This is a genomic window from Alloactinosynnema sp. L-07 (genome assembly GCF_900070365.1).
Classification (GTDB): domain Bacteria; phylum Actinomycetota; class Actinomycetes; order Mycobacteriales; family Pseudonocardiaceae; genus Actinokineospora.
Window position 1 is genome coordinate 5,944,373 of sequence record NZ_LN850107.1, and the last position, 24,225, is coordinate 5,968,597.

General features: G+C 70.0%; 21 protein-coding genes. 13 read left to right on the forward strand and 8 right to left on the reverse strand.

The window, feature by feature from the left end; all coding sequences use genetic code 11:
• Positions 1–22 precede the first annotated feature (22 nt).
• A complete protein-coding gene (locus BN1701_RS27040; protein WP_054056159.1) occupies positions 23–352 on the forward strand; it encodes a rhodanese-like domain-containing protein in 330 nt (109 codons plus the stop codon).
• Positions 352–1,260 carry a DUF4328 domain-containing protein gene (locus BN1701_RS27045; protein ID WP_054053429.1) on the forward strand — a complete coding sequence of 303 codons (909 nt, stop codon included), beginning with the start codon at positions 352–354 and terminating at the stop codon, positions 1,258–1,260. The genes BN1701_RS27040 and BN1701_RS27045 overlap by 1 nt, the downstream gene beginning before the upstream one ends.
• Here the strand turns inward: BN1701_RS27045 and BN1701_RS27050 are convergent.
• On the reverse strand, positions 1,257–2,429 hold the full coding sequence (locus BN1701_RS27050) for a cytochrome P450 (protein ID WP_054053431.1): 1,173 nt from the start codon (positions 2,427–2,429) through the stop codon (positions 1,257–1,259). The two genes, BN1701_RS27045 and BN1701_RS27050, sit on opposite strands and share 4 nt — an antisense overlap.
• Before the next feature lie 26 nt (positions 2,430–2,455).
• On the opposite strand from BN1701_RS27050, the gene BN1701_RS27055 reads away from it, so the two are divergent.
• The 9 genes from BN1701_RS27055 to BN1701_RS27090 all read left to right on the forward strand — a co-directional run bounded on the left by BN1701_RS27055 (position 2,456) and on the right by BN1701_RS27090 (position 15,238).
• Positions 2,456–3,193 (forward strand): glycerophosphodiester phosphodiesterase family protein, encoded by a 738-nt coding sequence (locus BN1701_RS27055; RefSeq protein WP_231949720.1) that lies wholly within the window; start codon positions 2,456–2,458, stop codon positions 3,191–3,193.
• Positions 3,194–3,235: 42 nt separating this feature from the next.
• The gene (locus BN1701_RS27060) at positions 3,236–4,189 is read left to right on the forward strand and encodes a DUF5926 family protein (RefSeq protein WP_054053433.1); all 954 of its coding nucleotides are present in this window, start codon (positions 3,236–3,238) and stop codon (positions 4,187–4,189) included.
• The gene (locus BN1701_RS27065) at positions 4,186–4,527 is read left to right on the forward strand and encodes a DUF952 domain-containing protein (RefSeq protein WP_054053434.1); all 342 of its coding nucleotides are present in this window, start codon (positions 4,186–4,188) and stop codon (positions 4,525–4,527) included. The genes BN1701_RS27060 and BN1701_RS27065 overlap by 4 nt, the downstream gene beginning before the upstream one ends.
• Before the next feature lie 172 nt (positions 4,528–4,699).
• A complete protein-coding gene (locus tag BN1701_RS36045; RefSeq protein WP_157368245.1) occupies positions 4,700–4,870 on the forward strand; it encodes a hypothetical protein in 171 nt (56 codons plus the stop codon).
• 134 nt (positions 4,871–5,004) lie between these two features.
• Complete coding sequence (locus tag BN1701_RS27070) at positions 5,005–5,493, forward strand: SigE family RNA polymerase sigma factor (RefSeq protein WP_369800626.1); 489 nt, start codon at positions 5,005–5,007, stop codon at positions 5,491–5,493.
• A gap of 5 nt (positions 5,494–5,498) precedes the next feature.
• Entirely contained in the window at positions 5,499–6,317 is an 819-nt protein-coding gene (locus tag BN1701_RS27075; protein WP_054053436.1) for a hypothetical protein, read from the forward strand.
• Between the two features lie 109 nt (positions 6,318–6,426).
• The gene (locus BN1701_RS27080) at positions 6,427–9,129 is read left to right on the forward strand and encodes a LuxR family transcriptional regulator (RefSeq protein WP_172803329.1); all 2,703 of its coding nucleotides are present in this window, start codon (positions 6,427–6,429) and stop codon (positions 9,127–9,129) included.
• Positions 9,130–9,297: 168 nt separating this feature from the next.
• On the forward strand, positions 9,298–13,059 hold the full coding sequence (locus BN1701_RS36570) for a M28 family peptidase (RefSeq protein ID WP_172803330.1): 3,762 nt from the start codon (positions 9,298–9,300) through the stop codon (positions 13,057–13,059).
• A gap of 214 nt (positions 13,060–13,273) precedes the next feature.
• On the forward strand, positions 13,274–15,238 hold the full coding sequence (locus tag BN1701_RS27090; protein ID WP_231949721.1) for a proprotein convertase P-domain-containing protein: 1,965 nt from the start codon (positions 13,274–13,276) through the stop codon (positions 15,236–15,238).
• 41 nt (positions 15,239–15,279) lie between these two features.
• Here the strand turns inward: BN1701_RS27090 and BN1701_RS27095 are convergent, their stop codons facing one another.
• The 3 genes from BN1701_RS27095 to BN1701_RS27110 all read right to left on the reverse strand — a co-directional run bounded on the left by BN1701_RS27095 (position 15,280) and on the right by BN1701_RS27110 (position 19,036).
• On the reverse strand, positions 15,280–15,813 hold the full coding sequence (locus BN1701_RS27095; protein WP_054053442.1) for a ferritin: 534 nt from the start codon (positions 15,811–15,813) through the stop codon (positions 15,280–15,282).
• Positions 15,814–16,291: 478 nt separating this feature from the next.
• Positions 16,292–17,454 (reverse strand): IS3 family transposase gene (locus BN1701_RS27100; RefSeq protein WP_157368246.1). Its coding sequence is split into 2 segments (ribosomal slippage): positions 16,292–17,205 and positions 17,205–17,454, totalling 1,164 coding nucleotides; the frame shifts between segments, so codons are not numbered across the junction.
• Between the two features lie 397 nt (positions 17,455–17,851).
• A complete protein-coding gene (locus tag BN1701_RS27110; protein ID WP_054056161.1) occupies positions 17,852–19,036 on the reverse strand; it encodes an arginine deiminase in 1,185 nt (394 codons plus the stop codon).
• A 205-nt stretch (positions 19,037–19,241) separates the two neighbouring features.
• On the opposite strand from BN1701_RS27110, the gene BN1701_RS27115 reads away from it, so the two are divergent.
• Positions 19,242–19,787 (forward strand): DM13 domain-containing protein, encoded by a 546-nt coding sequence (locus tag BN1701_RS27115; protein WP_231949722.1) that lies wholly within the window; start codon positions 19,242–19,244, stop codon positions 19,785–19,787.
• Here the strand turns inward: BN1701_RS27115 and ligD (BN1701_RS27120) are convergent.
• Together ligD (BN1701_RS27120) and ligD (BN1701_RS27125) are read right to left on the reverse strand one after the other, a co-directional pair.
• Positions 19,777–20,691: a non-homologous end-joining DNA ligase gene (gene ligD, locus BN1701_RS27120; RefSeq protein WP_054053450.1), complete on the reverse strand. Its 915-nt coding sequence runs from the start codon at positions 20,689–20,691 to the stop codon at positions 19,777–19,779. The two genes, BN1701_RS27115 and ligD (BN1701_RS27120), sit on opposite strands and share 11 nt — an antisense overlap.
• Complete coding sequence (gene ligD / locus BN1701_RS27125) at positions 20,681–22,135, reverse strand: non-homologous end-joining DNA ligase (RefSeq protein WP_054053451.1); 1,455 nt, start codon at positions 22,133–22,135, stop codon at positions 20,681–20,683. The genes ligD (BN1701_RS27120) and ligD (BN1701_RS27125) overlap by 11 nt, the downstream gene beginning before the upstream one ends.
• A gap of 81 nt (positions 22,136–22,216) precedes the next feature.
• Here ligD (BN1701_RS27125) and BN1701_RS27130 point away from each other — a divergent pair, with 81 nt between their 5' ends.
• Positions 22,217–22,642 carry a hypothetical protein gene (locus tag BN1701_RS27130; protein WP_054053453.1) on the forward strand — a complete coding sequence of 142 codons (426 nt, stop codon included), beginning with the start codon at positions 22,217–22,219 and terminating at the stop codon, positions 22,640–22,642.
• On the opposite strand, the gene BN1701_RS27135 is transcribed toward BN1701_RS27130, so the two are convergent.
• Positions 22,626–23,357, reverse strand: coding sequence for a CPBP family intramembrane glutamic endopeptidase (locus tag BN1701_RS27135; protein ID WP_231949927.1), 732 nt, complete (start codon positions 23,355–23,357; stop codon positions 22,626–22,628). The genes BN1701_RS27130 and BN1701_RS27135 overlap by 17 nt on opposite strands.
• Before the next feature lie 84 nt (positions 23,358–23,441).
• The gene (locus BN1701_RS27140; RefSeq protein ID WP_054053457.1) at positions 23,442–24,161 is read right to left on the reverse strand and encodes a DUF2470 domain-containing protein; all 720 of its coding nucleotides are present in this window, start codon (positions 24,159–24,161) and stop codon (positions 23,442–23,444) included.
• Positions 24,162–24,225 lie beyond the last annotated feature (64 nt).

Consider the following 24,225-nt stretch of genomic DNA (forward strand, 5'->3'; position numbering starts at 1 on the left):
GCGTGGCAGCATCGTGGGTGTGATGCCGAACCAGGTTCCGAGCGTGTCCGTGGCCGAGCTGCCGACCGACGTGACACTGCTCGATGTACGTGAACAAGACGAGTGGGACGCGGGCCACGCGCCGACCGCCGTGCACATCCCGATGGGTGAGCTGGCCGGTCGGCTCGGCGAGCTGCCCGAGTCCGACGCGGTGTACGTGATCTGCCGGTCCGGTGCCCGGTCCGCGCGGGTCACCCAGTACCTCAACGCCAATGGCTGGGACGCCACCAACGTCGACGGCGGCATGCGGTCGTGGGCGGACAGCGGCAGGCCGATGGCGTCGGCCGCGGGCCAGGAGCCCGAGGTCATCTGATGCACTACCCGCCGCCGCGGCCGGTGCCGATGGACTGGGTGGCGACCCCGCCGCCCGGCCCGCCCGCGCCCGCGTCGCCGCGGCGGTTCGGGCCCTACACCGGGCCACCGTCCTACCGGTCGACGCCGCGGTGGGGGTTCCCCGCGCTGGCGTGGCGGTGGCCGACGGCGGTGCCGACGAATGAGCGCACGGCGTCGGTGACTCAGCGGCTGCGCGAGCGCGGCAAGCTCGCCATCGGCGCTCTGGTCGGCGTCGCGACCTTCTCCGTGCTGACGGCGGTGGCCGAGATCTGGCGGTACACGCTGCTGGTGAAAGCCAGGACCAGCGCCCTCCCGCGCGGGACGGTCGCCCTGTCGGACAGCCTGGTGATCACGGGCGCGGTCGTCTCGATCGCGTTCGGGGTCGCCGCCGTGGCCGCGCTGCTGTGGTGGCTGGTCCCGGCGCGGCGGGCCGCGCAGGACGGCGCCGGGTACGCCTCGGCCCGGCCGATGTGGCAGGTGCTGGTCGGCGTCGTGGTCCCCGGGCTGAACCTGGTGGTGCCGGGCGCGGTGGTCGCCGAACTGGAACACGCGGCGATGCGCAAACCCGGCGACGAGCGGCCCTCGCCAAGCGGGCTGGTCCGCTGGTGGTGGATCGCGCTGGCGGCGGGCGGGGTGATGTTCGCGGTGAGCGTGCTGTGGCGGCTGCGCGACAGTGTGCAGGCCAAGGCCGACGGGGTGCTGCTCAGCGCCGCGACCGACCTCGTGGCCGCCGTCGTCGCGGTGCTGACGCTGCTGGTCGTCCTGCGGATCTCGGCGCTGCTGGCCCCGGTCGACCCGGACTCGGTCCGGCTGATGCGGGTGATCCGGGTCGATGGCGCGCCCGCGCCCGAACTGCGAACCCACCGAACCCCAGGCGCGTCCCGCTAGCCGACGGGCAGCGCGCGCAGTCCCCTGATGACGAACTCAGGTCGGCGCGGCGCGGTGTCGGCGAGGCGCAGCTCCGGCAGCCTGCGGATCAGCGCGGCGAGCGTGGCGCCGATCTCGACGCGGGCCAGCGGGGCGCCGACGCAGTAGTGGATCCCGGCGCCGAAACCGAGGTGCGGGTTCGGCGTCCGAGCGATGTCGAAGCGGTCGGGCTCGTCGAACACCAACGGGTCGCGGGCCGCCGCGCCGAGCAGGGCGGCGATCTTCCGGCCGGGCTCGACCATGTATCCCGCGATCTCCACGCGCTCGGTGGCGGTGCGCTCGAACAGCTGCAGCGGCGCGTCGAAGCGGATCAGCTCCTCCACGGCGGACGGGAGCAGGCCGGGGTCGGCGACCAGGCGGTCCCACTGGTCGCGGTGGGTCAGCAGGGCCAGCACCCCGTTGCCGATCACGTTCACCGTGGCCTCGTGGCCCGCCATCAGCAGCAGGACAGCGGTGGCGACCAGTTCGTCCTCGCTGAGTCGGTCACCGCCGTCGCGGACCGCCGCCAGGTCGCTGACCAGGCTGTCCGGCAGCGGGTCGCCCGCCAGCGCGCGCACGTAGTCGGCGAACTCCTGGGCCGCGGTCTCCGCCGCGCGCCGCTGGTCGTCGGGCAGGCCGTACTCGTACATCTTCACGATCGCGTTCGACCACGGCGCCAGCAGCGTGCGGTCGGCCTGCGGGACGCCGAGCAACTCGCCGATGACCTCCACCGGCAGCGGCGCGGCGACGCACGCCAGCAGGTCGGCCGATCCGGCCGCGGTGATCCGCTCGGCCAGCTCGGCGACCATCCGGTCGGCCAGCCGCTCCACCCACGGCCGCAGCCGCTCGGTGTGGCCGCGGGCGAACGCAGCGGCGATCAGCCTGCGCAGCCGGGTGTGGGTGGGCGGTTCGTTCTCCAAAAGGGAGTTGCGATGCAGCAGGTTGAACGCGCCGAACACGTCGGCGGGCGCCGCGTCCGTCCACAGGCGACCGAGGCCGCGGTGGCGCAGGACCGCCGAACAGGCCGCGTGCGACACCGCGACGGCCAGCCCGAGCCGGTCGTGCCAGTGCACCTCGCCCTCGGAGCGCAGCGCGGCGAAGGCCGGATACGGGTCGGCGATGAAGGCGGGGTCGCTCGGGTCGAACGTCATCCCGCCACGGTGGCATGATCCCGCCTGTGCAGCTAGAGCTAGTGGCCCACCGAGGCAGTTCGGCGCTGCGGGCCGAACACACCAGAGCGGCATACGAACTCGCCATCGACCAAGGGGCCGATGCGCTGGAGTGCGATGTCCGACTGACCCGCGACGGCGAGCTGGTGTGCGTGCACGACCGCACGGTCGACCGCACCAGCGACGGCACCGGGCGGGTCAGCGACCTCACCACGGCCCAACTGTCCGAATTGGACTTCGGCGGCGAGCGCGGCGTGCTGACCATGCGCGCGCTGCTGGGAATGGCCGTCGACCGCGGCGCGGGCCTGTTCATCGAGACCAAGCACCCGGTGCGCACGGGCGGCAAGGTCGAGGTCGCGCTGATCGACCTGCTCGCCGAGTTCGGACTGAACCGCCCGCGGACCAAGGCCGAGTCGCCGGTCGTGGTCATGTCGTTCTCCGCGATGGCCGTGCGGCGGGTGCGCGCGCTGGCGCCGGGCCTGCCAACGGTGTTCCTGCTCAACCGGATGCTGCCGTGGCTGCGCGGCGGGGTGCTGCCGTCGTGGGCCGACCACACCGGCCCCGGCCTGTCGGTGCTGCGGGCCGACCCGGACTACGTCGCGCGGGCCGCCGACCGCGGGCACGACACCTACTGCTGGACCGTCGACGACCCGGCCGACATCCGCTTCTGCGCGGACCTCGGGGTGCGGTGGCTGGCGACCAACGACCCGGCGGCCACCCGCACCGTCCTCGACGCCATTGGGTAGCGTCGTGGGCATCATTTGTCCGTACGGCGAGGAGTTTCGACGATGTCCAAGCGATCAGCGGTGAAGCCCCGCAAGGTCAAGCCGGAGGACACGTCGGGCATCAACCCGCGCCAGCCCTGTCCGTGCGGCTCAGGCAAGCGCTACAAGGCCTGCCACGGCTCGGCGGGCGGCGTGGTCGACGTGCCGGTCGGCCGTCCGTTCGAGGGCATCGCGGGCGAGACCGAGCTGATCGCGCTGCGCGAGTTCGTCCCGTCCGGCACGGCCAAGCTGCCGCTGTCGGTCGAGGGCCGCGAGGTCGTGCTGGCCACCGTGCTGCCGATGGCCGCCGCCGCCCTGGTCCGCGCCGACGACGTCGCGTTCGTTGGCCTGCAGGTCCAGACCCGCTCCAACGACATCAGCCGCGACCTGGCCCGCGCCCTGCGCTGGGTCCTCGACGCCCAGCCGGGTGACGTGCTGCCGGTGGTCGGCCCGGAGACCGAGGTCCCCGAGAAGCCCGAGCGGCTGCAGGACCTGCTCGACCCGGCCGTGGCGATCGAGCCGGAGGTCCACTCCGACTTCACGTGGTGGATGCCGGAGGGCACGGAGCCCTCTGGCGAGGTCGCCCTGTCCCTGGAGCGCGCCAACAGCGCCATCCTGCCCACCGAGCGCATCGGCCCGTCGGCCTACTGGGTCGACGCGGGCGAGAAGGCCCACCTGCGCTGGGTCCGCCCGGAGCCGGAAGAGCAGCTGCTGGCGGCGTTGGCCCGGTTGTCGGCCCGCGGTGAGCTGACCCTGGGCGAAGGCACCCGCTTCGCCGGTTCCTTCCGCGCCCACGGCCTGCTGGTCCCGGTCTGGGACCTCGACCGCGAACTCCACGCCCGCGAGTGGACCGAGGGCGCGACCGCCCTGGGCGAGCGCCTGGAGGCCGTGCTGGCGTCCCTGGACGCGGAGCCACTGACCATCGCGGAGCGGCGGGCCCGGGACGGTCTGCTCGGACGGCAGATCACGATCCGTTGATCCTGCACATCATCGCGCGCTCGGACTGGCCCGCCACCGAGGTGACGGCGCCGAGTCTGGTGTCGGAGGGGTTCGTGCACTGTTCCGATTTCGGGACAGTGCACCTCCCGGCGAACCGCCTTTACCGTGGGCGGACGGATCTTGTCCTGCTGGAGATCGATCCCGCGCTGGTGGGCAAGCCGGTTCGGTGGGAGGCGGCGGTCCCCGCGATCGCGGACGGGCCGTGGTTTCCCCATGTGTATGGGGCGATTCCGGCTTCGGCGGTGGTCGGGGTGCACGACTTTCCGCCGGGTCCGGACGGGCTCTTCGAACTGCCGCCCGCACTGGCTCACCGCTAACGGTTACTTGAGCAAGAGCTCAGTCAGGACGTCGTAGCGATACGCCCTTTCGTCTCGTCGCAGCCGGTGTCCCTGGACGCGATCGCACTGAGGAATCCGCGCGAACGGCGGCGGGATGTGGCACCTGCCGTCAGGAAGTTCGACGCGGGCGGGAGAGGTACGAAGAGGTCACGTGGCGGATTCCGGGCCGTCGCCTCGGTTGGACGCACTTCCGGCCGACGTCATCGCGTACCCGCTGGCCGGGATCCGCGCCTACCTCGACGGCACCCGGTTCGCCGTCAGCGGGTGGGACTCCACTGAGAGTGACGTAGCTCACTCAACTCCCGAGGCAACCTTCACCTGAGATGGCGCGTGGACCGTGTGACAGGCAGTCGACGCGGTGTGCGAGGGGAGGGGTGTGCGGTGGCTACGATTTCCCCTGAGTTGCTGTGGGACCCCGCCTTGTGGTCGCGGGGTGTCGACTGGGGGGAAGGTGCGGTGATCGTGGATGACTTCGCCGAGTTCGTGGGTGTGTCGATGCCGGGGTTGCTTCGGTACGGCCACGCCCTGACCGGCAATCCGCATGACGCGGCGGATCTGGTGCAAGGGGTGTTGGAGAAGATCGGGTCTCGGTGGGCATCGGTGGTGCACAAGACCGGGGACCCGCTGGCCTACACGCGTCGGGCTATGGCCAACGCGCATATCAGTCGGTGGCGGCGGACTCGGCGGGAGAACCTCGTCGCCGACATCCCGGACACCGTGGTCACCCGGGAGCGTTATTCCTTTGAGGACGAGCCGCTGTGGCTCGCGCTGCGGGATCTTCCGCCGCGGCAGCGGGCGGTGATCGTCCTGCGTTATTACGAAGGTCTGTCGGAAACCGAGATCGCCCACACCCTCGGCGTCAGCGCGGGGACGGTCAAGAGCCAGGCCAGCAAGGCGATGGCCACGCTGCGGACGAAGCTCGCCGCGACAGTCGAAGGCAGGTAAGAGTCGTGAACATCGATGACGAACTCCAGCGGTTGTTCGCTGACGAACGGCTGGACCTCCCGGTCCGCGCCGGGGCGGCCGAGGCGGTCGTCGCGGGGGCGCGGCGGGTGCGGCGGCGTCGGGTCGCGATGAGCGCGGCGGGTGGGGCCGCGGCGCTGAGTGTGCTGGCGGGCGCGGCGTTCGTGCTGGCCGATCGGGGGCCCGCGCAGTCGGTGCCCGGCAGCGACGTCTCCCTCGGCGCCACCTCGACCACCACCGTCGAGGTCACCTCCGCGCCGCAGGTCACTTCCGCGCCCACGGCCGCGCCGAGCAACAGCGGGACGCGCACGGGCACGGTGACCAAGAAGACCACCACCCCGACCACCACGCCGTTCCAGCCGGAGGACGAGTACGACGGCACCATGGACTTCGGGCCGACCGGGTATCTGGACCTGCGGCTCGGGATGACCGCGGCGGAGGCCGAGGCGACCGGGCTGATCACCCCGAACGCGCAGCCGACCAGTTCCCGTGGCTGCCTCGGCTACGACTACAAGGGCGCGCCCAAGGAGGCCGCGCACTACTCCGTGGTGATCTCGCCCAAGCACGGCCTGGTGCGGTTGGCCAACGGACCGGTCCGGCCGCTCATGCCGAAGGGGATCATCATCGGCTCGTCGGAGGCCGACCTGAAGAAGGCGTACCCGACGTCGGTCGACACCCATGGCGCGGTCGGCGAGTGGGTCGTGGCGGTTCCCGGCAACCCGGCGAACCAGTACTGGGTCATCGTGCGCGACGGGAAGGTCGCGGAGATGCGACTCGAATCGGCCACCCAGGACTGCTACGAGTAATTACCATGTATGTGAATTGCCCTCGCATCCCTTGATGCACACATGCGCACATATGTAACGTGACGGCTCCCCGGGCAAACGCCGAGTGAGACGGACGGATCGTCACGACGTGACCAGGACACTCGCCCCTGTCGCGAGACCTCCGGCCAGAACCGTGGTCGGTCGGTTCGACCTGCTCGCGGTCCTGGAGTCGTGCCTCGCCGTCGGAGACAGTGTCCTGCTCGACGGCCCGCGCGGGATCGGCAAGTCCACCCTGCTCGACGCCATCGGGACCGCCGCCAGAGCGCGCGGTGAGCTGGTGCTGCGCGCGTCCGGCGCCGAGGCTGAGCGCTGGATGGGCTATCAAGGGCTGGCCGACCTGCTCGGCCAGGTCCCCGCGGACTGCTTCGGCCCGCTCACCGACAGGCAGCGCCTGGCCCTGCAAGGCGTCCGCCGGGGCAGGCGCGCGGCCGACGACCGGGTCAGGGCCGCGCGCAGGCTCGGCTGGCACTCGGTGCTCACCGAGTGCGCCAAGCGCGCACCCGTGCTGATCCTGGTCGACGACGTTCACTGGCTCGACGCCCCGACCGCCGACGTGTTCGCCTACGCAGCGCGCAGGCTCGACGGGCTCGCGGTGCGGTTCGTGCTTGCCGGGCGATGGCCGGACTCCGGGCAGCGGGCCAGGACGCTGGTGCCGGGGCCGATCACCGAGACCACCGTGCCGCCGCTGACCGCCGAGGACATCGCCGATCTGCTCGACGCGCACGGCACGTCCGCGCGGGCGGCCACGAAGATCCACGCCGATTCGGCGGGCAATCCCTACCTCGCGCTCGCGCTCGCGGACGGGTCTTCCCGGTTGCGGGCGTTGATCCACTCCAGGCTCCGCGAGCTGTCGGACCAGGTTCGCGAGACGCTGCTGGTCTGCGCCCTGGCCACCCGGCCGACCGTGCGGCTGCTGCTGCGGGCGGGCCGGGTCGAGGTCGACGCCGATCTCGCCGCCGCGGTCGACGCGGGGCTGCTCGTCACCGACGGCGACACCATCCGCTTCACGCCACCGGACGCGGCGCTCGTCGTCGCCCATGGGGTGTCGGCGACCCGCCGCTCGGCGGTGCACCTGGCGCTGGCGGGCGCGGTGACCTTCGCCGCCGAGGCCGACCGGCACCGGGCCCTGGCCTCGGCCGATCCGGACGGCGAGATGGCCAAGGCGCTGGTGGTCGCCGCCGAGGCGGCGTTACGGCGCGGAGCCCGCGACCTCGCCGCCGAGCTGTACCTGCTCGCCGCGGACCGCACGCCGCCGGACCAGGAGCGCAGCCGGGTGGGGTGGCTGGTCGCCGCGGCCGAGGTGGGCGCGACCGCGAGCCTGCCAGAGCTGGTCGGGCCCGCGGCCGAGGCCGTGCTGGCCGCCGAATCCGAGCCCGTGCAACGGGTCCGGGTGCGGCTGGCGCTGCTCAAGCTGTCGGGGCAGGCGCTGTCGACCATGGACGAGACGCTGTCCGCCGCGCACAGCGAGGCCGGGGGCGACCCGGCCGCGCTGGCCCACACCCACCTCTGGCGGGCGTGGTCGGCGGTCAGCGCCGGCACGCTGAGCGTCGCCGACACCGAGGCCGACCTGTCGGTTCGGCACGCCAGAGCCGTCCGCGACCCGGTCACCGAATCGATGGCACTGGCCGTGCGGGCGCTGGCGGCCAGGGAACTGGGCCGCCCCGACGCGCGCGCCCTGCTCGACGACGGCCTGGCCCTGGGTGTCCCGGCCGCCGACGGCCTGTGGCACCTGGGTCCCCGCTTCACCGCCGCCCGGTTCGCCACCTTCGACGACCGGCTCGGCGAGGCCAGGGCCGAGTTGCTTGGCCTGTTGGCCGTGGTGGAACGCGGCGGCGCGGAGGAACTGCTCGCGGTGCTCCGCGCTCTGTCCGAAGTGGACGCACGGTTGGGCCGCTGCCGCGAGGCGCTGGACTACGCCGACCGCGCGGTGCGGGTGGCGGCCGAGTTCGGGCTCAGCCCAGGGCCCGCGTGGTCGGCCCGCGCCGTCGCCGAACTCGCGGGCGGCTCGCTGGCGGGCGCGCGGTCCTGCGCCGAGCGGGGGATCCGGGCCTGCCTGGAGGAGAACGACCTGTTCTACCTGCGCAAGCACCTGCACCTGGTGGCCCAGGCCAGGCTCCGCGATGGCGACATCCAGGGTGGGGTCGACGCGCTGCGCCGGATCCAGGCCCAGGAATCGGCCTACGGCAGGCAGGACCCGACATCCCAGCGCTGGCACGCCGACCTGGTCACCGGCCTGCTCGCGCTCGGCGAGATCGCCGCGGCCGACGAGCTGATCGGCACGGCTCGCGCCACAACGGAGTGCGGCCCCGGCGTCACCGCGACCTACGACCGGGCGGAGGCGGCGCTGCGCGCGGCCACCGGGGAATCGGACCGGGCAATGGACCTCGTGCGGTCGGCGCGCGCGACCTTCCACGCGCTGGGCCAACCGATCGAGGAAGGCCATTGCCTGCTGGTGGAGGCCAAGGTCGAGCGCAGGCGCAGGCACTACACCGCGGCCCGCGCGGCCGGGGACGCCGCCATCGAGCTGTTCACCACGGTCGGCGCCCACCCGTGGCTGGCCGAGGCGAACTCGCTGCTGGTCCGCCTCGGCGACGTCGGCGACACCGGCGGCACGCTGACCGCCTCGGAGGCGCGGGTCGCGGCGATGGTCGGCGAGGGCGCCTCCAACCAGGAGATCGCCGACCAGCTCTATCTCAGCCGCAAGACCATCGAGGCCACCCTCACGCGGATCTACCGCAAGCTCGGAATCCGGTCCAGGACCCAGCTGATCAGGCACATCCACGCCGGCTGACTGACAACTGTGAACCGCGCAAGGGATCTCCCGGCATCGTGCCCGCCGCACTCCGATCTAGCTTCTGCGGAGCGTGGGCCTGCCCTGGCGTGAGGGCGTCGTTTCGACAGGCCCGCCGAACCCTGCACACCTGATCACCCGGTGGACCCCGGGTGAAAGGAGTTCGACGTGAAAAGATCCATGTCGACCGCGCTACTGGCCGCCGCTGTCGCGGCCGGTGCGCTGGTCGTGTCTTTGCCCGCCGGAGCGGCACCCACGATTAGCGCGGCCCAGCAGGCGCAGGTCGCCGCGGCCGCCGCCGCCGACAACTTCGTGCGAGGCAACTCCCAGCGGTTCCTGACCAGCCAGCAGGACGAGGTCCAGCAGGTCAAGGTCGACAGCAGCGACAACGGGCTGCAGTACATCTCCTACGAGCGCAAGCACCGCGGCCTGCCGGTCGTCGGTGGCGACTTCGTCGTGGTCACCAACGCCAGTGCCAACGTGGTGAACTCGTCGGTCGCCCAGGAAACGGTGCTCGACGTCGCGGTGTCGCCGCGGATCACCGTCGAGGCCGCCCGCGCCACCGCCAAGCGCCACCTGCCCCACGTCGACAGCCAGCGGTCCTCGCGGCTCGTCGTCCTGGCCTGGGGCACGCCGAAGCTGGCGTGGGAGATCGTGATGGAAGGCCGCACGGCTTCCGCGCCGAGCGTGCTGCACGTCTTCGTCGACGCTCTCACCGGCTCCGTCATCGACGAGTACGACGAGGTCAAGGCGGGCACCGGCCGCGGCTACTACAACGGCGACGTCACCATCCAGACCTCGGGCTCCGGCTCCTCGTACACCATGACCGACACGACCCGCTCGGGCCTGAAGTGCGGTGGCCAGAACGGCTCCGCCTACACCGGCACCGACGACGCGTGGGGCAACGCGACCGGCACCGACCTCGAAACGGCCTGTGTCGACGCCATGTACGCCGCCCAGAAGGAATGGGACATGCTGTCGGCCTGGTTGGGCCGCAACGGCTTCAACGGCCAGGGCGGCGCCTTCCCGGCGAGGGTCGGCCTTGCCCAGGTCAACGCGTTCTGGAACGGCAGCTACACCAACTACGGCCACAGCCAGGACAACCAGCGCCAGGTCGTTCCGATCGACGTCGTCGCGCACGAGTACGGCCACGCGATCTTCCAGAACACCCCGGGTGGCGCGGGCTCCGGCAACGAGAACGGCGGCCTCAACGAGTCCACCGGTGACATCTTCGGCGCCCTGACCGAGTTCTACGCCAACAACGCCAACGACCCGGGTGACTACCTGGTCGGCGAAGAGGTCAACCTCGTCGGCAACGGCCCGATCCGCAACATGTACAACCCGTCGGCGCTCAGCGACCCGAACTGCTACTCCTCGTCGATTCCCAACACCGAGGTGCACGCGGCGGCCGGTCCGCAGAACCACTGGTTCTACCTGCTCGCCGAGGGCTCCGCGCCCGGTGGCGGCAAGCCGAACAGCCCGATCTGCACCGGCGGCCCCGCCTCCGTGACGGGTATCGGCATCCAGAACGCGGGCAAGATCTTCATGAACGGCCTGCTGTCGAAGACCTCCACCTGGAACCACGCCAAGGCCCGCGTCGCGACGCTCGCCGCGGCGAAGAACCTGTGGCCGAACGACTGCACCAACTTCAACGCCACCAAGAACGCGTGGCTCGCCGTCTCGGTGCCCGCGCAGGCGGGTGAGGCGACCTGCACCGGCACGCCGACCAACGACTTCTCCGTCTCGGCGTCGCCCACCTCCGGCACCATCCCGGCCGGTGGCGGCTCGGTGACCAGCACCATCGGCACCACCACCACCTCGGGTTCGGCGCAGACGGTGAACCTGTCCGCCTCCGGCCTGCCCTCGGGCGTCACCGCGGCGTTCAACCCCACCTCGGTCACCTCGGGCAGCTCGTCCACGCTGACGCTGACCTCCACCGCGGCAGCGGCGGCGGGCACCTACAACGTGACGATCACCGGCGCGGGCTCGGTCAGCCGCACCACCACGTTCGCGCTGACCATCGGTCCGGGCGGCCCCGGCGGCTCCTGCGAGGGCAGCAACACCAACGCGCTGGCCATCCCGGACAACACCACGGTGGAAAGCTCCATCACCATCTCGGGCTGCTCGGGCAACGCCTCGGCGACCAGCACCATCCCGGTGGACATCAACCACACCTGGCGCGGTGACGTCGTCATCGACCTCGTCGCCCCGGACGGCACCGCCTACCGGCTGAAGAACTCGTCGAGCAACGACAGCGCGGACAACATCAAGCAGACGTTCACCGCGAACCTGTCGAGCGAGGTCGCCAACGGCACCTGGAAGCTGCGCATCCAGGACGTCGCGACGAACGACACCGGCACCCTGAACAACTGGTCGCTCAAGGTCGGCGACGGCTCCACCCCGGTCAACGACTTCTCCATCGCCACCTCGCCCACCTCGGGCAGCGTGCAGGCGGGCGCGTCGGCCACCACCACCGTTTCCACCACCACGACCAGCGGCAGCGCGCAGACGGTCAACCTCACCGCGTCGGGTCTGCCCGCCGGTGTGACCGCCTCGTTCAGCCCGACCTCGGTCACGTCGGGCAACTCGTCCACGCTGACCCTGGCCACCACGGCCGCGGCCGCCGCGGGCAACTACAACGTGACGATCACCGGCACCGGCTCGGTCACCAAGACCGCGAACTACGCCCTGACCGTCACCGGCACCACGCCGAACCCGGGTATCCCGGACATCGACATCGCCAAGGTGCAGGCGCACCTGAACGAGTTCGGCACCATCGCCGCCAACAACGGCGGCAACCGCCGCTCGACCAGTGCGGGCTACCGCGCGTCGCTGGCGTACGTGAAGGGCAAGCTGCAGGCGGCTGGCTACACCGTCACCGAGCAGACCTGCACCTCCGGCTGCACCAGCGGCTCGGGCAACAACCTGATCGCCGAGTGGCCGCACGGCAACGCGAACACCGTCTACATGTTCGGCGCCCACCTCGACGGTGTCTCCGCCGGTCCGGGCATCAACGACAACGGCTCCGGCTCCGGCGCGCTACTGGAAGCGGCACTGGTGCTGGCCGAGAAGAACCCGACCATGACCAACCGGGTTCGCTTCGGCTGGTGGACCGACGAGGAGCAGGGCCTCAACGGCTCTGAGTTCTACGTCAACAACCTGCCGTCGACGGAGAAGGCGAAGATCAAGGCGTACTACAACTTCGACATGGTCGGGTCGAAGAACGGCGGATACTTCATCAACAACATCAACTCCGCCGCCTCGGCCCCGATGAAGGCGTACTACGACTCGCTCAACATCCAGCCTGAGGAGAACACCGAAGGCCAGGGTCGCTCGGACGACTACTCGTTCCAGCAGGGCGGCATCCCGACCTCGGGCTACGCCATGGGTGCCAGCGCGCGCAAGACCTCGGCGCAGGCAACCAAGTGGGGCGGCACCGCCAACGCCGCCTACGACGCCTGCTACCACGCGTCGTGCGACACCACCAGCAACATCAGCGCCACGCACCTCAACCGCGCGGCCGACGGCATCGCGTACACCATCTGGAAGCAGGCCGTCTCCGGTGGCACCCCGCCGCCGCCGCCGGGCTGCGCGGGCACCAACACCAACGCGGTGAACATCCCGGACAACACCACGGTCGAGTCCGCCATCACCATCGCCAACTGCTCTTCGGCTCCCTCAGCCACGGCGACGGTCCCGGTGGACATCAACCACACGTGGCGTGGCGACGTGGTCATCGACCTGATCGCCCCGGACGGCAGCGCGTACCGGTTGAAGAACTCGTCGAGCAACGACAGCGCGGACAACGTCAAGCAGACGTTCACCGTCAACCTGTCTGGCGAGACCTCCAACGGCACCTGGAAGCTGCGGGTGCAGGACATCGCGACGAACGACACCGGTGTCATCAACAGCTGGTCGCTGAACCTCTAAGCGACTGACTGATCGACGCGACGCCGTCACCTCCACTCGGGGGTGGCGGCGTCGCCATTTGCCCAGACGTCAAGGGTTCTCCCTGCATCCTCCTCAGGATTTCGGCGCTTAGCCTCGCGATCGTCGTCCGGCTTCGACGTGAGGGCCGTCAGTGGAGTCGGTCGGCTGTCCCTGCACCCTGCACACCCGTAGTCCGGGTGGAAGGAGTCATGACGTGAGAACAGTCATGTCGACCGCCTTATTGGCAACAGCTCTGACCTGCGCGGGCCTGGTCGCCGCCCTGCCCGCCACCGCGGCGGCGGGCTGCACCGGCACCAACACGACGCCGGTCGCCCTGCCCGACAACACCACGGTCGAGTCCTCGATCGTCATCTCCGGCTGCGCTGGCAACGCCTCGGCGACCAGCTCGATCCCGGTGGACATCAACCACACCTGGCGCGGTGACGTCGTCATCGATCTCGTCGCGCCGGATGGCACCGCGTACCGGCTGAAGAACTCGTCGGCCAACGACAGCGCGGACAACGTCAAGCAGACGTTCACCGCGAACCTGTCGAGCGAGGTCGCCGACGGCACGTGGAAGCTGCGGGTCCAGGACGTCGCGGCGCAGGACACCGGCACGCTCAACAACTGGGGTCTGACCCTGGGCACCGGCACCCCCGCCAACGACTTCTCCATCGCCACGTCGCCCACCTCGGGCAGCGTGCAGGCTGGGTCGTCGACCACGACCACGGTCTCGACCACGACCACCAGCGGCAGCGCGCAGACGGTCAACCTCACCGCCTCGGGCCTGCCCGCGGGTGCGACAGCGACCTTCAGCCCGACCTCGGTCACCTCGGGCGCGTCCTCGACGCTGACCCTGGCGACCTCGGCGAGCACGCCCGCGGGGACGTACCCCGTGACGATCACCGGCACCGGCTCGGTCACCAAGACCGCGTCGTACTCGCTGACGGTGACCAGCGGCACGCCGACCCCGGGTGTGCCGGACATCGACATCGCCAAGGTGCAGGCGCACCTGAACGAGTTCGGCACCATCGCCTCCAACAACGGGGGCAACCGTCGCTCGACCAGTGCGGGCTACCGCGCGTCGGTGGCGTACGTGAAGGGCAAGCTGCAGGCGGCTGGCTACACGGTCTCGGAGCAGACCTGCACCTCGGGCTGCACCTCCGGTTCGGGCAACAACCTGATCGCCGAGTGGCCGCACGGTGACGCGAACACCGTCTACATGTTCGGCGCCCACCTCGACGGTGTCTCGGCTGGTCCGGGCATCAACGACAACGCCACCGGCTCCAGCGGTCTGCTGGAGGCCGCGCTGGTGCTGGCCGAGAAGAACCCGACCATGGTCAACCGGGTTCGGTTCGGCTGGTGGACCGACGAGGAGCAGGGCCTCAACGGCTCTGAGTTCTACGTCAACAGCCTGTCATCGGCCGAGCGCACCAAGATCAAGGCCTACTACAACTTCGACATGATCGGGTCGAAGAACGGCGGATACTTCATCAACAACATCAACTCCGCCGCCTCGGCCCCGATGAAGGCGTACTACGACTCGCTCAACATCCAGCCTGAGGAGAACACCGAGGGCCAGGGTCGCTCGGACGACTACTCGTTCCAGCAGGGCGGCATCCCGACGTCGGGCTATGCCATGGGTGCCAGTGCGCGCAAGACCTCGGCGCAGGCAACCAAGTGGGGCGGCACGGCGAACGCGGCCTACGACGGCTGCTACCACCAGTCGTGCGACAACACCGGCAACGTCAGCGCCACGCACCTCAACCGCGCGGCCGACGGCATCGCCTACACGATCTGGAAGCGGGCGGTCGACGTCACGCCGCCGAACCCGGGCTGCACGGCGTCCTCGAACACGGTCGTCAACATCCCGGACAACTCGTCGGCGGTGGAGAGCCCGGTCACCATCTCGGGCTGCACGGCCACCCCGTCGGCCACCGCGCAGATCGCGGTCAACATCACCCACACCTTCCGCGGTGACGTGGTGATCGACCTCGTCGCGCCGGACGGCACGGCCTACCGGCTGAAGAACTCGTCCAACGACAGCGCCGACAACATCAACACGACCTACTCGGCGAACCTGTCCAGCGAGACGGCGAACGGCACCTGGAAACTCCGGGTCCAGGACGTCGCCGCGCAGGACACCGGTCGGATCAACAGCTGGTCACTGACCCTGTGACGTGCGGGGGCGCCGTCACCGCCGGTGACGGCGCCCCACCCTCAGCTGACCCGGCCACCCGCGGCCCGCGGCGCCAGCGGGTCGTCGCCCGAGGTGCCGACGTGCTCGCGGGCCAGGTAGTTCTCGATGTCGAACAGGTTGCCCTTGGCCCGCTTGACGACGTTGAGCAGCGTCGACATCTGCGAGACCTCCTCGACCTGCTCCTTGAGGAACCACTGCATGAACTGCTCGCCCTTGTAGTCGTCCTCGTCGCGGGCGACCTTGGCCAGCGCGATGACGTCGTCGGTGACCTGCCGCTCCTGATCGAGGGCGAGTGCGATCAACTCCGCCGCCTCGGTGAAGTCGTTGCGCACCGCGTCGATCCCCGGCACGCTCACCTCGACATCGTTGTCGAGCAGGTACTGGATGATCATCATCGCGTGATTGCGCTCCTCGAGCGCCTGGCGGTAGAAGTGCTTCGCCAACTGCGGCAGATCCTGCCCGTCGAACCACACCGCCAACGCCACATACTGCTGCGACGCGGTGAACTCGTTGCGGATCTGATCCTGCAGAAGCTTGTCGAACCGGGAAGTCATGCCGGCGACGATACGCCCGCCCTCCCCGACGCGCCCGTTCCACAGCGCCCCTGACCTACCGAAGATCACCTGATCCAGCGACACGCGGTACGGGGTGCGGTCGGGTAGTGTGAGGGACAGCCGAGGCCGCTAGGCCGAGGAAGTGAACCCGGGCAGGACTCGTCGGACGGCGAGAGCCTGGGTTTTGCGCTATCTGGGGACCACCTCACGCACGGCGCAGATCGCCGGTTCGACGCGCTTGCGCCTGCCGCACCCCAGTGCCACGCCACCGCGTCCGGCATCCAGAGAGCTTGCGGGGTGGCGCCTGTTTGGGTGGTTCGCCTTGATTTGGGGCCCCTCGAATGGGCCTGCGCGGGTCTAAAAGGTGGGCCAGGTGAAGCCCACCCGCGCCGAAAGTTTAGGCCCATTCACCCCAAATCAAGGCGAACCACCCAAACTGATCTGCCATGGGTTTTCCGGACGGTGGTTTAGGGGGGTTTCAGGCCGCTGGTTGTGTTGCGAGGTAGCGGTTGTGTGCTTCGTTGGGGGTGATGTATCCGAGGGTGGAGTGCAGGCGTGTGTGGTTGTAGAAGAGTTCGATGTAGGCGCTGATTGCTTGGTGGGCGTGGTGTCGGGTGGGGAAGTCGGCGTGGTGGACGAGTTCGTTTTTGAGTGCGGCGAAGAATGATTCGGCGAGTGCGTTGTCCCAGCAGACTCCGGTGCGGCCCATCGACGGTGTGATTCGGTGGCGGCGGAGGTGGGTGTGGAATTCGGTGGAAGTGTACTGGGTTCCGCGGTCGGAATGGAAGACGGCGGTGTCGGCGAGGCGGATATTGCGGGCCGCGGCGGTGATGGCGTCGCAGGCCAACGATGCCCTCAGGTGGTCGGCGGTGGCCCAACCGACCACTTTCCGTGTCGCGACATCGATGACGGTGGCCAGATAAAGCCATCCTTCACGGGTCGGGACATAGGTGATGTCACCGACCAGTTTGTAGCCAGGCGCGTCGGCGGTGAAGTCACGGTTGATCAGGTCGGGGACCTCGGCGGCGTTGCGGTCGGCGGCGATCCGTGGTCGTGGTCTGGGCCGGCGCGGCACCAGACCCAGCTCGCGCATCAGGGCACGGACCAGTTCGGCGCCCGCCGCGACACCCTGGCGGGCCAGGGCGGCGTGCACTCGACGGTAGCCGTAGGTTCGGCGTGACTCGGCGAAGATCCGGGTGATCCGCTCCTTGAGGGTCTCGCGGCGCTCGACGGTGGCGGACACGGGTTTGTTCCGCCATTCGTAGAACCCCGACCTCGATACTTCCATCCAGTCGCACATCGCGGTGACCGGGTAGTTGCCTTTTTCGCCGTCGATGAACTCGTAGGTCTCGGTCACCGATAGTCGCGGGCGAAGAAGGCGGCGGCTTTTCCCAGGAACTCGTTCTTCATCCGCAGTTCGGCGACTTCGCGTTCCAACTCCCGCAGCCGCACCCGCTCACAGTCGGTCAACGAGTCGACCGGCCGCGGATGGGCCTCATTGTGCTTCTCGACCCAATTCCGCAGGGTCTGCTCCACCAAATCCAACTGGCGGGCCGCCGCCGCGACCGAAACACCGCCCTCCACGACCATCCTGACAGCCTCGGCCTTGAACTCAGGCGAGAAACGACGACGTGGACTCATAAGAATTCTCCGTTCCGTCAAGCCCCAATTCTACTGGGGCCGGTGTCCGGAAAATCCATGGCACATCAAACAGGCCGTTCAGCTCGGCCTGTTGCGTTCGTGCTGGTGGGGCGTTCCTCGTTCGGGATGAGCGTCGGATTAGCGGATGGCGCTGGATTGGCGCATACGTCGGCAAGATGCGATGCGATCTGGCGGGCACTGAACAGCGCGAAACCCGGGCGCCCGTCGTCCGGCGGGTCCTGCCCGGGTTCACTTCCTCGGCCTAGCGGCCTCAGCTGTCCCTCACACTACCCGACCGCCGCCGTACCATGCGTCACTGAATCAGATGATCTTCGGTGAGTGAAGGAGCGCCCAAACCTGTTGGGCCGCCCTGATTCCGGCGATCTTCGCCAACCTGCTAGATCGGGTCGCGTCGAACCGGACAAGACATGCAGCGCGGCCCGCCACGTCCAGTCCCCAGCTCCGACCCGCTGATGCGCAGGACCTCAATACCCGCGTCCTCCAGCCGGGCGTTCGTCTCCACGTTCCGCTCGTATGCCACGACAACCCCAGGACCAACCGCCAACGTGTTGTTCCCGTCGTCCCACTGCTCCCGCTCCGCCGTCACCGGGTCCAGTCCGGTGTCGATCACCCGGAGCCGGTCGATCCCCATCGCGGGCGCAGCCGCTTCCAGGAACGGAATCGGCCCCTCGACCCGCACACCCTCGACCCCGTTGGGCTTCATCGTGTAAGCGACCAACGTGTCGCGGACCGCCGGGTACATGACCACGGCGTCCCGATCCACCATCGTGCACACCGTGTCCAGGTGCATCGTCGCGCGGTCCTGGGCGATGGGCACCGCGAGCACGGTGTGGGCCAGACCGTCGCGGAAAGCGGAGCGGGCCAAGGATTCCGCGCCCGCCGGGGTGGTGCGTTCGCCGACACCGATGGCGATGACGCCGGGGCCCAGCAGCAGGACGTCGCCGCCTTCGACGGGGGCCGAGTGGGCGCCGTAGGCGCGGCCGGCGGCGCGGAAGCGGGGGTGGTAGGCGTAGATCAGGTCCAGCAGCGCGGTCTCGCGGATGCGCGCGGGCATCGACAGCGACGCGATGGCGACGCGGTCGCCGATCCAGACCGACGAGTCGCGGGTGAACATCAGGTTGGGCAGCGGGTCGACGACGAAGTCGTGCGGGTGGTGCATCTTGCGCACCAGGGAGGCGCCCTCGGCGGCGGGGAGCTCCTCGAAGGTCATGCCCGCCATGAGCACGTCGGCCAGGCCCTTGGCGTCCACAGTGGACAGGTAGCTGCCCAGGGACTCGGCCAGCTCGTTGCCCAGGCGGCGCCGGTCGACGGCGGTGGCAGCGGCGGCGGCGTGGGCGCGCTCGTCGGCCAGGGCTTCGACCAGGGTGTCCGACAGGCGCATGACCTCGACGCCGCGGCCGCCGAGGATGTCGGCGAAGGTGTCGTGCTCGTCCTGCGCGCGGTCGACCCACGGGATGCTGTCGAACAGCAGCTGGTCGTTGTTGCGCGGGGTGAGGCGCTTGAGTTCGTTGCCGGGCCGGTGCAGCAGCACCGTGCGCAGCGGGCCGACCTCGCTGTCCACGCGCGGCGCGGGGGGCGGCTGCTCGGCGTCGGGGACGTCGGGAATGTGGGCGGTCACGAATCGCAGCGTAACCACTCGGTAAGGAAAACGCTGTAGATGAGCGGGCATAATGGAGAAGAACGCCAGGGATCGCTGTCGCCGGATGGCAATCGTTAAGCGAAAGGCCAGTTTGATGCGTAAGTTGTTGCGTCGGAAGGTGACCTGGGTGGCGCTTGCGATCGCGCTGGTGCTCCTGGCAGGCGGATTGTGGGCGTTCCAGCCATGGAAGCTGTTCACCCACAGCACGGTCGACGAGGCCCTGCCCGCAGGCTTCCAGGTCGCGGCGACCTCGACGACCGCCGCCCCGACCACCACCGCCGCCGCCGACCCGACCGCGCCGACCCTGACTGCCCCGACCACGACGGTCGCGGGCCCCAAGGTGCTCGCCGAGGGCGCGTTCGTCAACGCCGAGCACAAGACCTCCGGCACCGCCCGCCTGCTCGAACAGAACGGCGCCCGCCTGCTGCGCCTGGAGGGCTTCTCCACCTCCGACGGCCCCGACGTGCACGTCTGGCTCAGCGCCACCAAGTCGGGCAGCGACTGGAAGGCCTACGACGACGGCCACTTCGTCAAACTCGGCAAGCTCAAGGCCACCGACGGCAACCAGAACTACACCATCCCCGCCGACGCCGACCTCACCGGCATAAACAGCGTCGTCATCTGGTGCGACCGCTTCAATGTCGCCTTCGGCTCAGCACCCCTCAGCCTCTAGGCAGCCTCGGCCCCTTGGTCAACAGCACCTCGAACAGGTCGCCGTGGTCGTCGACCCGGTCAAGCACCTCGTCGGCGATGAATGTCAGGTCGTCCACCGAGCGGCACGCCGCGACCTCGTCCCACGTCACCGGGGTCGACACAGTCGGGGCCGGCCGCGCGCGCAGCGAGTACGGCGCGATGGTGGTCTTGTTCGGGTTGTTCTGGCTCCAGTCGATGAACACCTTGTGCCGCCGCAGGTCCTTGGCCATGCGCGAGACCACCAGTCGCGGCAGTTCCGCCTCCAGTTGTTCGGCCAGCCGCTTGGCGTAGTCCGAGGTCTGCTCGGCCGACGTCGTGGTCACCGCCGCGTAGAGCTGCATCCCCTTGGAGCCGCTCGTCTTGGCCACCGCCGTCAGCCCGTCGTCGGCCAGCACCTCGCGCAGCCGCAGCGCGACCTCGCAGCATTCGACGATCGTGGCGGGCTCGCCTGGGTCGAGGTCGAACACCAGCCGGTCGGGCCGCCGGGCCGCGCCGCGCGCGCCGATTGTCCATTGTGGAACGTGCAGCTCCAGCCCGGCCAGGTTGGCCGCCCACACCAGGGAGGCCAGGTCGCCCAGCACCGCGAAGTCCAGGCTCTCCGCGCCGGTGCTGCTGCCCGGCGTCTCGATCGTCACCGTGCGGACCCACGACGGCGCGTGCCGCGAGGCGTTCTTCTCGAAGAAGCCCGCCTTGGTCACCCCGTCCGGGAACCGGCGGAACGTCATCGGCCGCTCGGCGAGGTGCGGTAGCAGCGCGGGCGCGATCCGGCTGTAGTAGTTGATCACTTCACCCTTGGTGAAGTCGGCACCGGGGTAGAATACCTTGTCCAAATTGGACAGTTTGATCCGCCGACCCTCGACGGCCACCATCACATCATCGGCCATCGGGACCCCGCTCCTCGACGTCCTCGGGCCGCTTGTCCGACCGCAGCCCGCGCCACGCCGGTGCGCGGAGCCGGTCGTCGTTGGTCCAGTCGCGGAAGACGACCTCGCCGACCAGGCTCGGCCGCACCCAGTGCGCGCCCTTGCCGCGCTCGCGCGGGATCTCGTTGTGGAACGGCGAGGACTTGCGCTCCAGCTTGCGCAGCTTGCCCATGATCGAGTCGAGCATCTGGTCGGTGAACCCGGTGCCGACCTGCCCGACGTACTTCAGCCCGTCGGGCGTCGGCACGCCGAGCATGAGCGAGCCGAACACGTCGCCGCGCCTGCCCTCGCCCGGCCGCCAGCCGCCGATGATCACCTCGATGGCCCGCACCTCGGCGATCTTGAGCCACTCCGCGCTGCGCCTGCCGGGAAAGTACCGCGAGGTCAGCCGCTTGGCGACAATCCCCTCCAGCGACTGGTCCCGCGCGGTCTCCAGCACCGCGGCGCCGTCGCCCGCGAAGCTCGGCGAGGTGTTCCAGTGCGTTCCGCGCAGTTCCAGCCCCTCGACCAGCTCGCGGCGGTCGCGGTAGGGCAGGGACACGCACGAGCGGCCGTCGAGGTGCAGGACGTCGAAGACGATGTAGGCCACCGGCACGTCGACGGCGAGCTTGCGCGCGATCCGGTCCTCGCTGACGTGCATGCGCTTCTGCAGCGCGGAGAACGACGGCTTGCCCTCATCGAAGGCGACGATCTCGCCGTCGAGCCACACCTCGGTGCTGCCCAGTTCCTCGCCGAGCGCGCGCAGTTCGGGGTAGCTGGTGGTGATGTCGTTGCCGACGCGGGAGAACAGCCGGACCCGGCCGCCCTCGACCCGCGCCAGCGCGCGCACCCCGTCCCACTTGAACTCGTAGGCCCAGAGTTCGTCGTCCTCGTCGGCGGGCAGCGAGCCCGCGGTCGCGAGCATCGGCAGCAGCGTCGTCGGCAGCGGCTCCCAACCGCCGCGCTGTGCGGGCTCCGAGCGGCGGACCATCCAGTCCTTCTCCGACTTGCCGCCGTGGAAGAACGTGTAGCGGCCCTGGACGCGCTCGCCGTGGAAGATCACCGCCACCTCGCGGTCGCTCCACTTCAGCGTCTCGTACCGGCCGCGGTCCCAGATGGTCATCTTCCCGCCGCCGTACTCGCCGTGCGGGATGTCGCCCTCGAAGGTGGCGTACTCCATCGGGTGGTCCTCGGTGTGCACCGCCAGGCGGATGTCGCCCTGGTCGGGCGGCAGGCCCTTGGGCACGGCCCAGGACACCAGCACCCCGTCGCGCTCCAGCCGCACATCCCAGTGCAGGCGGCTGGCGTGGTGCTCCTGGATGACGAAGCTGTCGTTGTCGCCGTGCGGGAGCGCGTCGTCGTCGGGGATGGGCTCTGGCGTGCGCCGGGCGTCCCGCTTGCGGCGGTACTCGCCGAGTCCTGCCATGTCACATTGGTACCGGCGCGGGCGGATCGATGCCACACCTGAGTATTGAAACGATGTTACATAACAGTGTAATCTTGCCGGGTGAACACCTTCGCCCTCACCGACGCGAGTCGGGTCATCGCAGGCTTGATCTTGCTCACCATCGTCGGCATCGAGTTCGGCGGCTGGTATCTGATGCGGATCGTGCGCGGCAAGGAGAAGCTGACCGACTTCCAGCAGCGGTTCGCCCGCGCGGGCCACGCACACGCGGGCGTCCTGGTGACGCTGGCGCTGGTCTGTCTCGTCTTAGCTGACGCCGCCGGGCTGACCGGCGCCCTGGGCTGGCTCGCCCGGATCGCTGTCCCGCTGGCCGCGCTGTTGATCTCCGGCGGCTTCTTCTTCTCCTCGATGGGCCGCGGCGAAGTCGTCCGGCCCAACAAGCTCATCGCGCTGATCTGGACCGGCGCGCTCTCGCTGGCGGTCGGCGTCGTGTCGATCGGGCTCGGGCTCCTTACGGCAGCCAGCTGACCTTCCCGCGCAGCAGCGAGTAGCCAACGAACGCGACGAAGTCGAGCAGGGTGTGGGCGATAACCAGCGGCCAGAGCCGGTTGGTCCGCTGCCAGACCCGGCCGAACACCAGGCCCATGACCACGTTGCCGATGAACCCACCGAAGCCCTGGTAGAGGTGGTACGAACCGCGCACGACCGCGGCGGTGACCAAGGACGTGTTCTCGCGGAAGCCGAGGTGGCGCAGCCTGCTGATCAGGTAGCCGACGACGAGCATCTCCTCGGCCCACGCGTTGCCCGCCGCCAGGATCGTCAGCGCGACCGGGCGCCACCAGGTGTCGTCCAGGGTGGATGGGGCCACGGCCAGGTTGACGCCGAGCGCGTGGGCGAGCAGGTAGAGCCCCAGCCCCGGCACGCCGATCAGCGCGGCCAGACCGACACCCGCGGCGGCGTCCTTGCCCAGTCGCGTCCGGTCCAGGCCGACCGCGGCCAGCCGCATGCCGGACCGGTAGAGCAGGTAGGCGCCGAGCGCGCCCCAGGCGATCAGCCGGACGGCACCCAGGAGCTGCTTGAACAGGTCGATCAGGTCGGCCTTGGCCTGCGGGACGTTGATCGCGACGGTCTGGTCGGACAGCGCGACCGGTTGCAGCAGGGCGTCGACCAGCGACAGCAGGCTGCTCAGGCCGGACAGGCCCAGCGTCACCGCGAAGACGATGATCAGCTCGATCCAGACCATCCGCCGCTCGCGGGGGTCGGCGATCAGATCGTCGCCCGGTCGTTCCGGGGCCAGCCAGGCGCGCAGGTTGGGCACCCGCGCAAGCTACCTGGACGCGAGGAACGGGCAGCCGACCAGCCTGCGCAGCTCGGTGCCCAACTCGGCCGCCGTGCTCACCGGGCGGGAGAACGCCAGCCGGATGTCGTGGTCGGCGTCGATCGCCTCGACCCGCAGGCGCAGACCGAACCGGTCCAGCCCCAGCGGGCGCACGTGTCCGCCCCGCAACTCGGCGGGCAGGTGCCTGGCCAGGGCGCCGACGACGTCGGTGTGGGAGATCTCCAGGTGGCGCAGCCAGCCTGCCTCGTACTCGGCGAACGGGTCCGGCGTGGCGGCGGTGAACTCCCTGATCGCGACCGGGTGGGTGCTCTCGCCGTCGGCGAGGACCATGGTGGCCGGCTCCAGGCGCAGCAGCGCGCAGCCGTGGCCGACGTCGAGCAGTCGCGGGTCCGGGCGCTCCTCGGCGACCAGGACGGCCTGGGCCCTGGCCTCGTCGGCGCTGAGCGCGCGGAGCCAGCCGGTGATCCACAGCAGGCCGCGCACCGGCTCCCGCAGCGGCACGGGGGCCTGGTCGGCGAGTTCGACCATGGTCGCGACCTCGCCCCGCGGCGCCTGCCATGCCGCGCCGACCAGCGGGTGGTCGTCGCTCAGCACGACGCTGACGGTGCCGTCCGCGTGGACGTGGTGCAGAGCGGGGACGACACGGTCGGCGGCTGACGGGTCCTCACAGGCGGGCAGGAGGGTCACTCGGCCGCCGTTGGCCGCCATGGTGCGGGCGCGTTCGGCCGGGTGCGGTGCCGGGGGACGCTGACTGCTCACGGATCGACCTCCT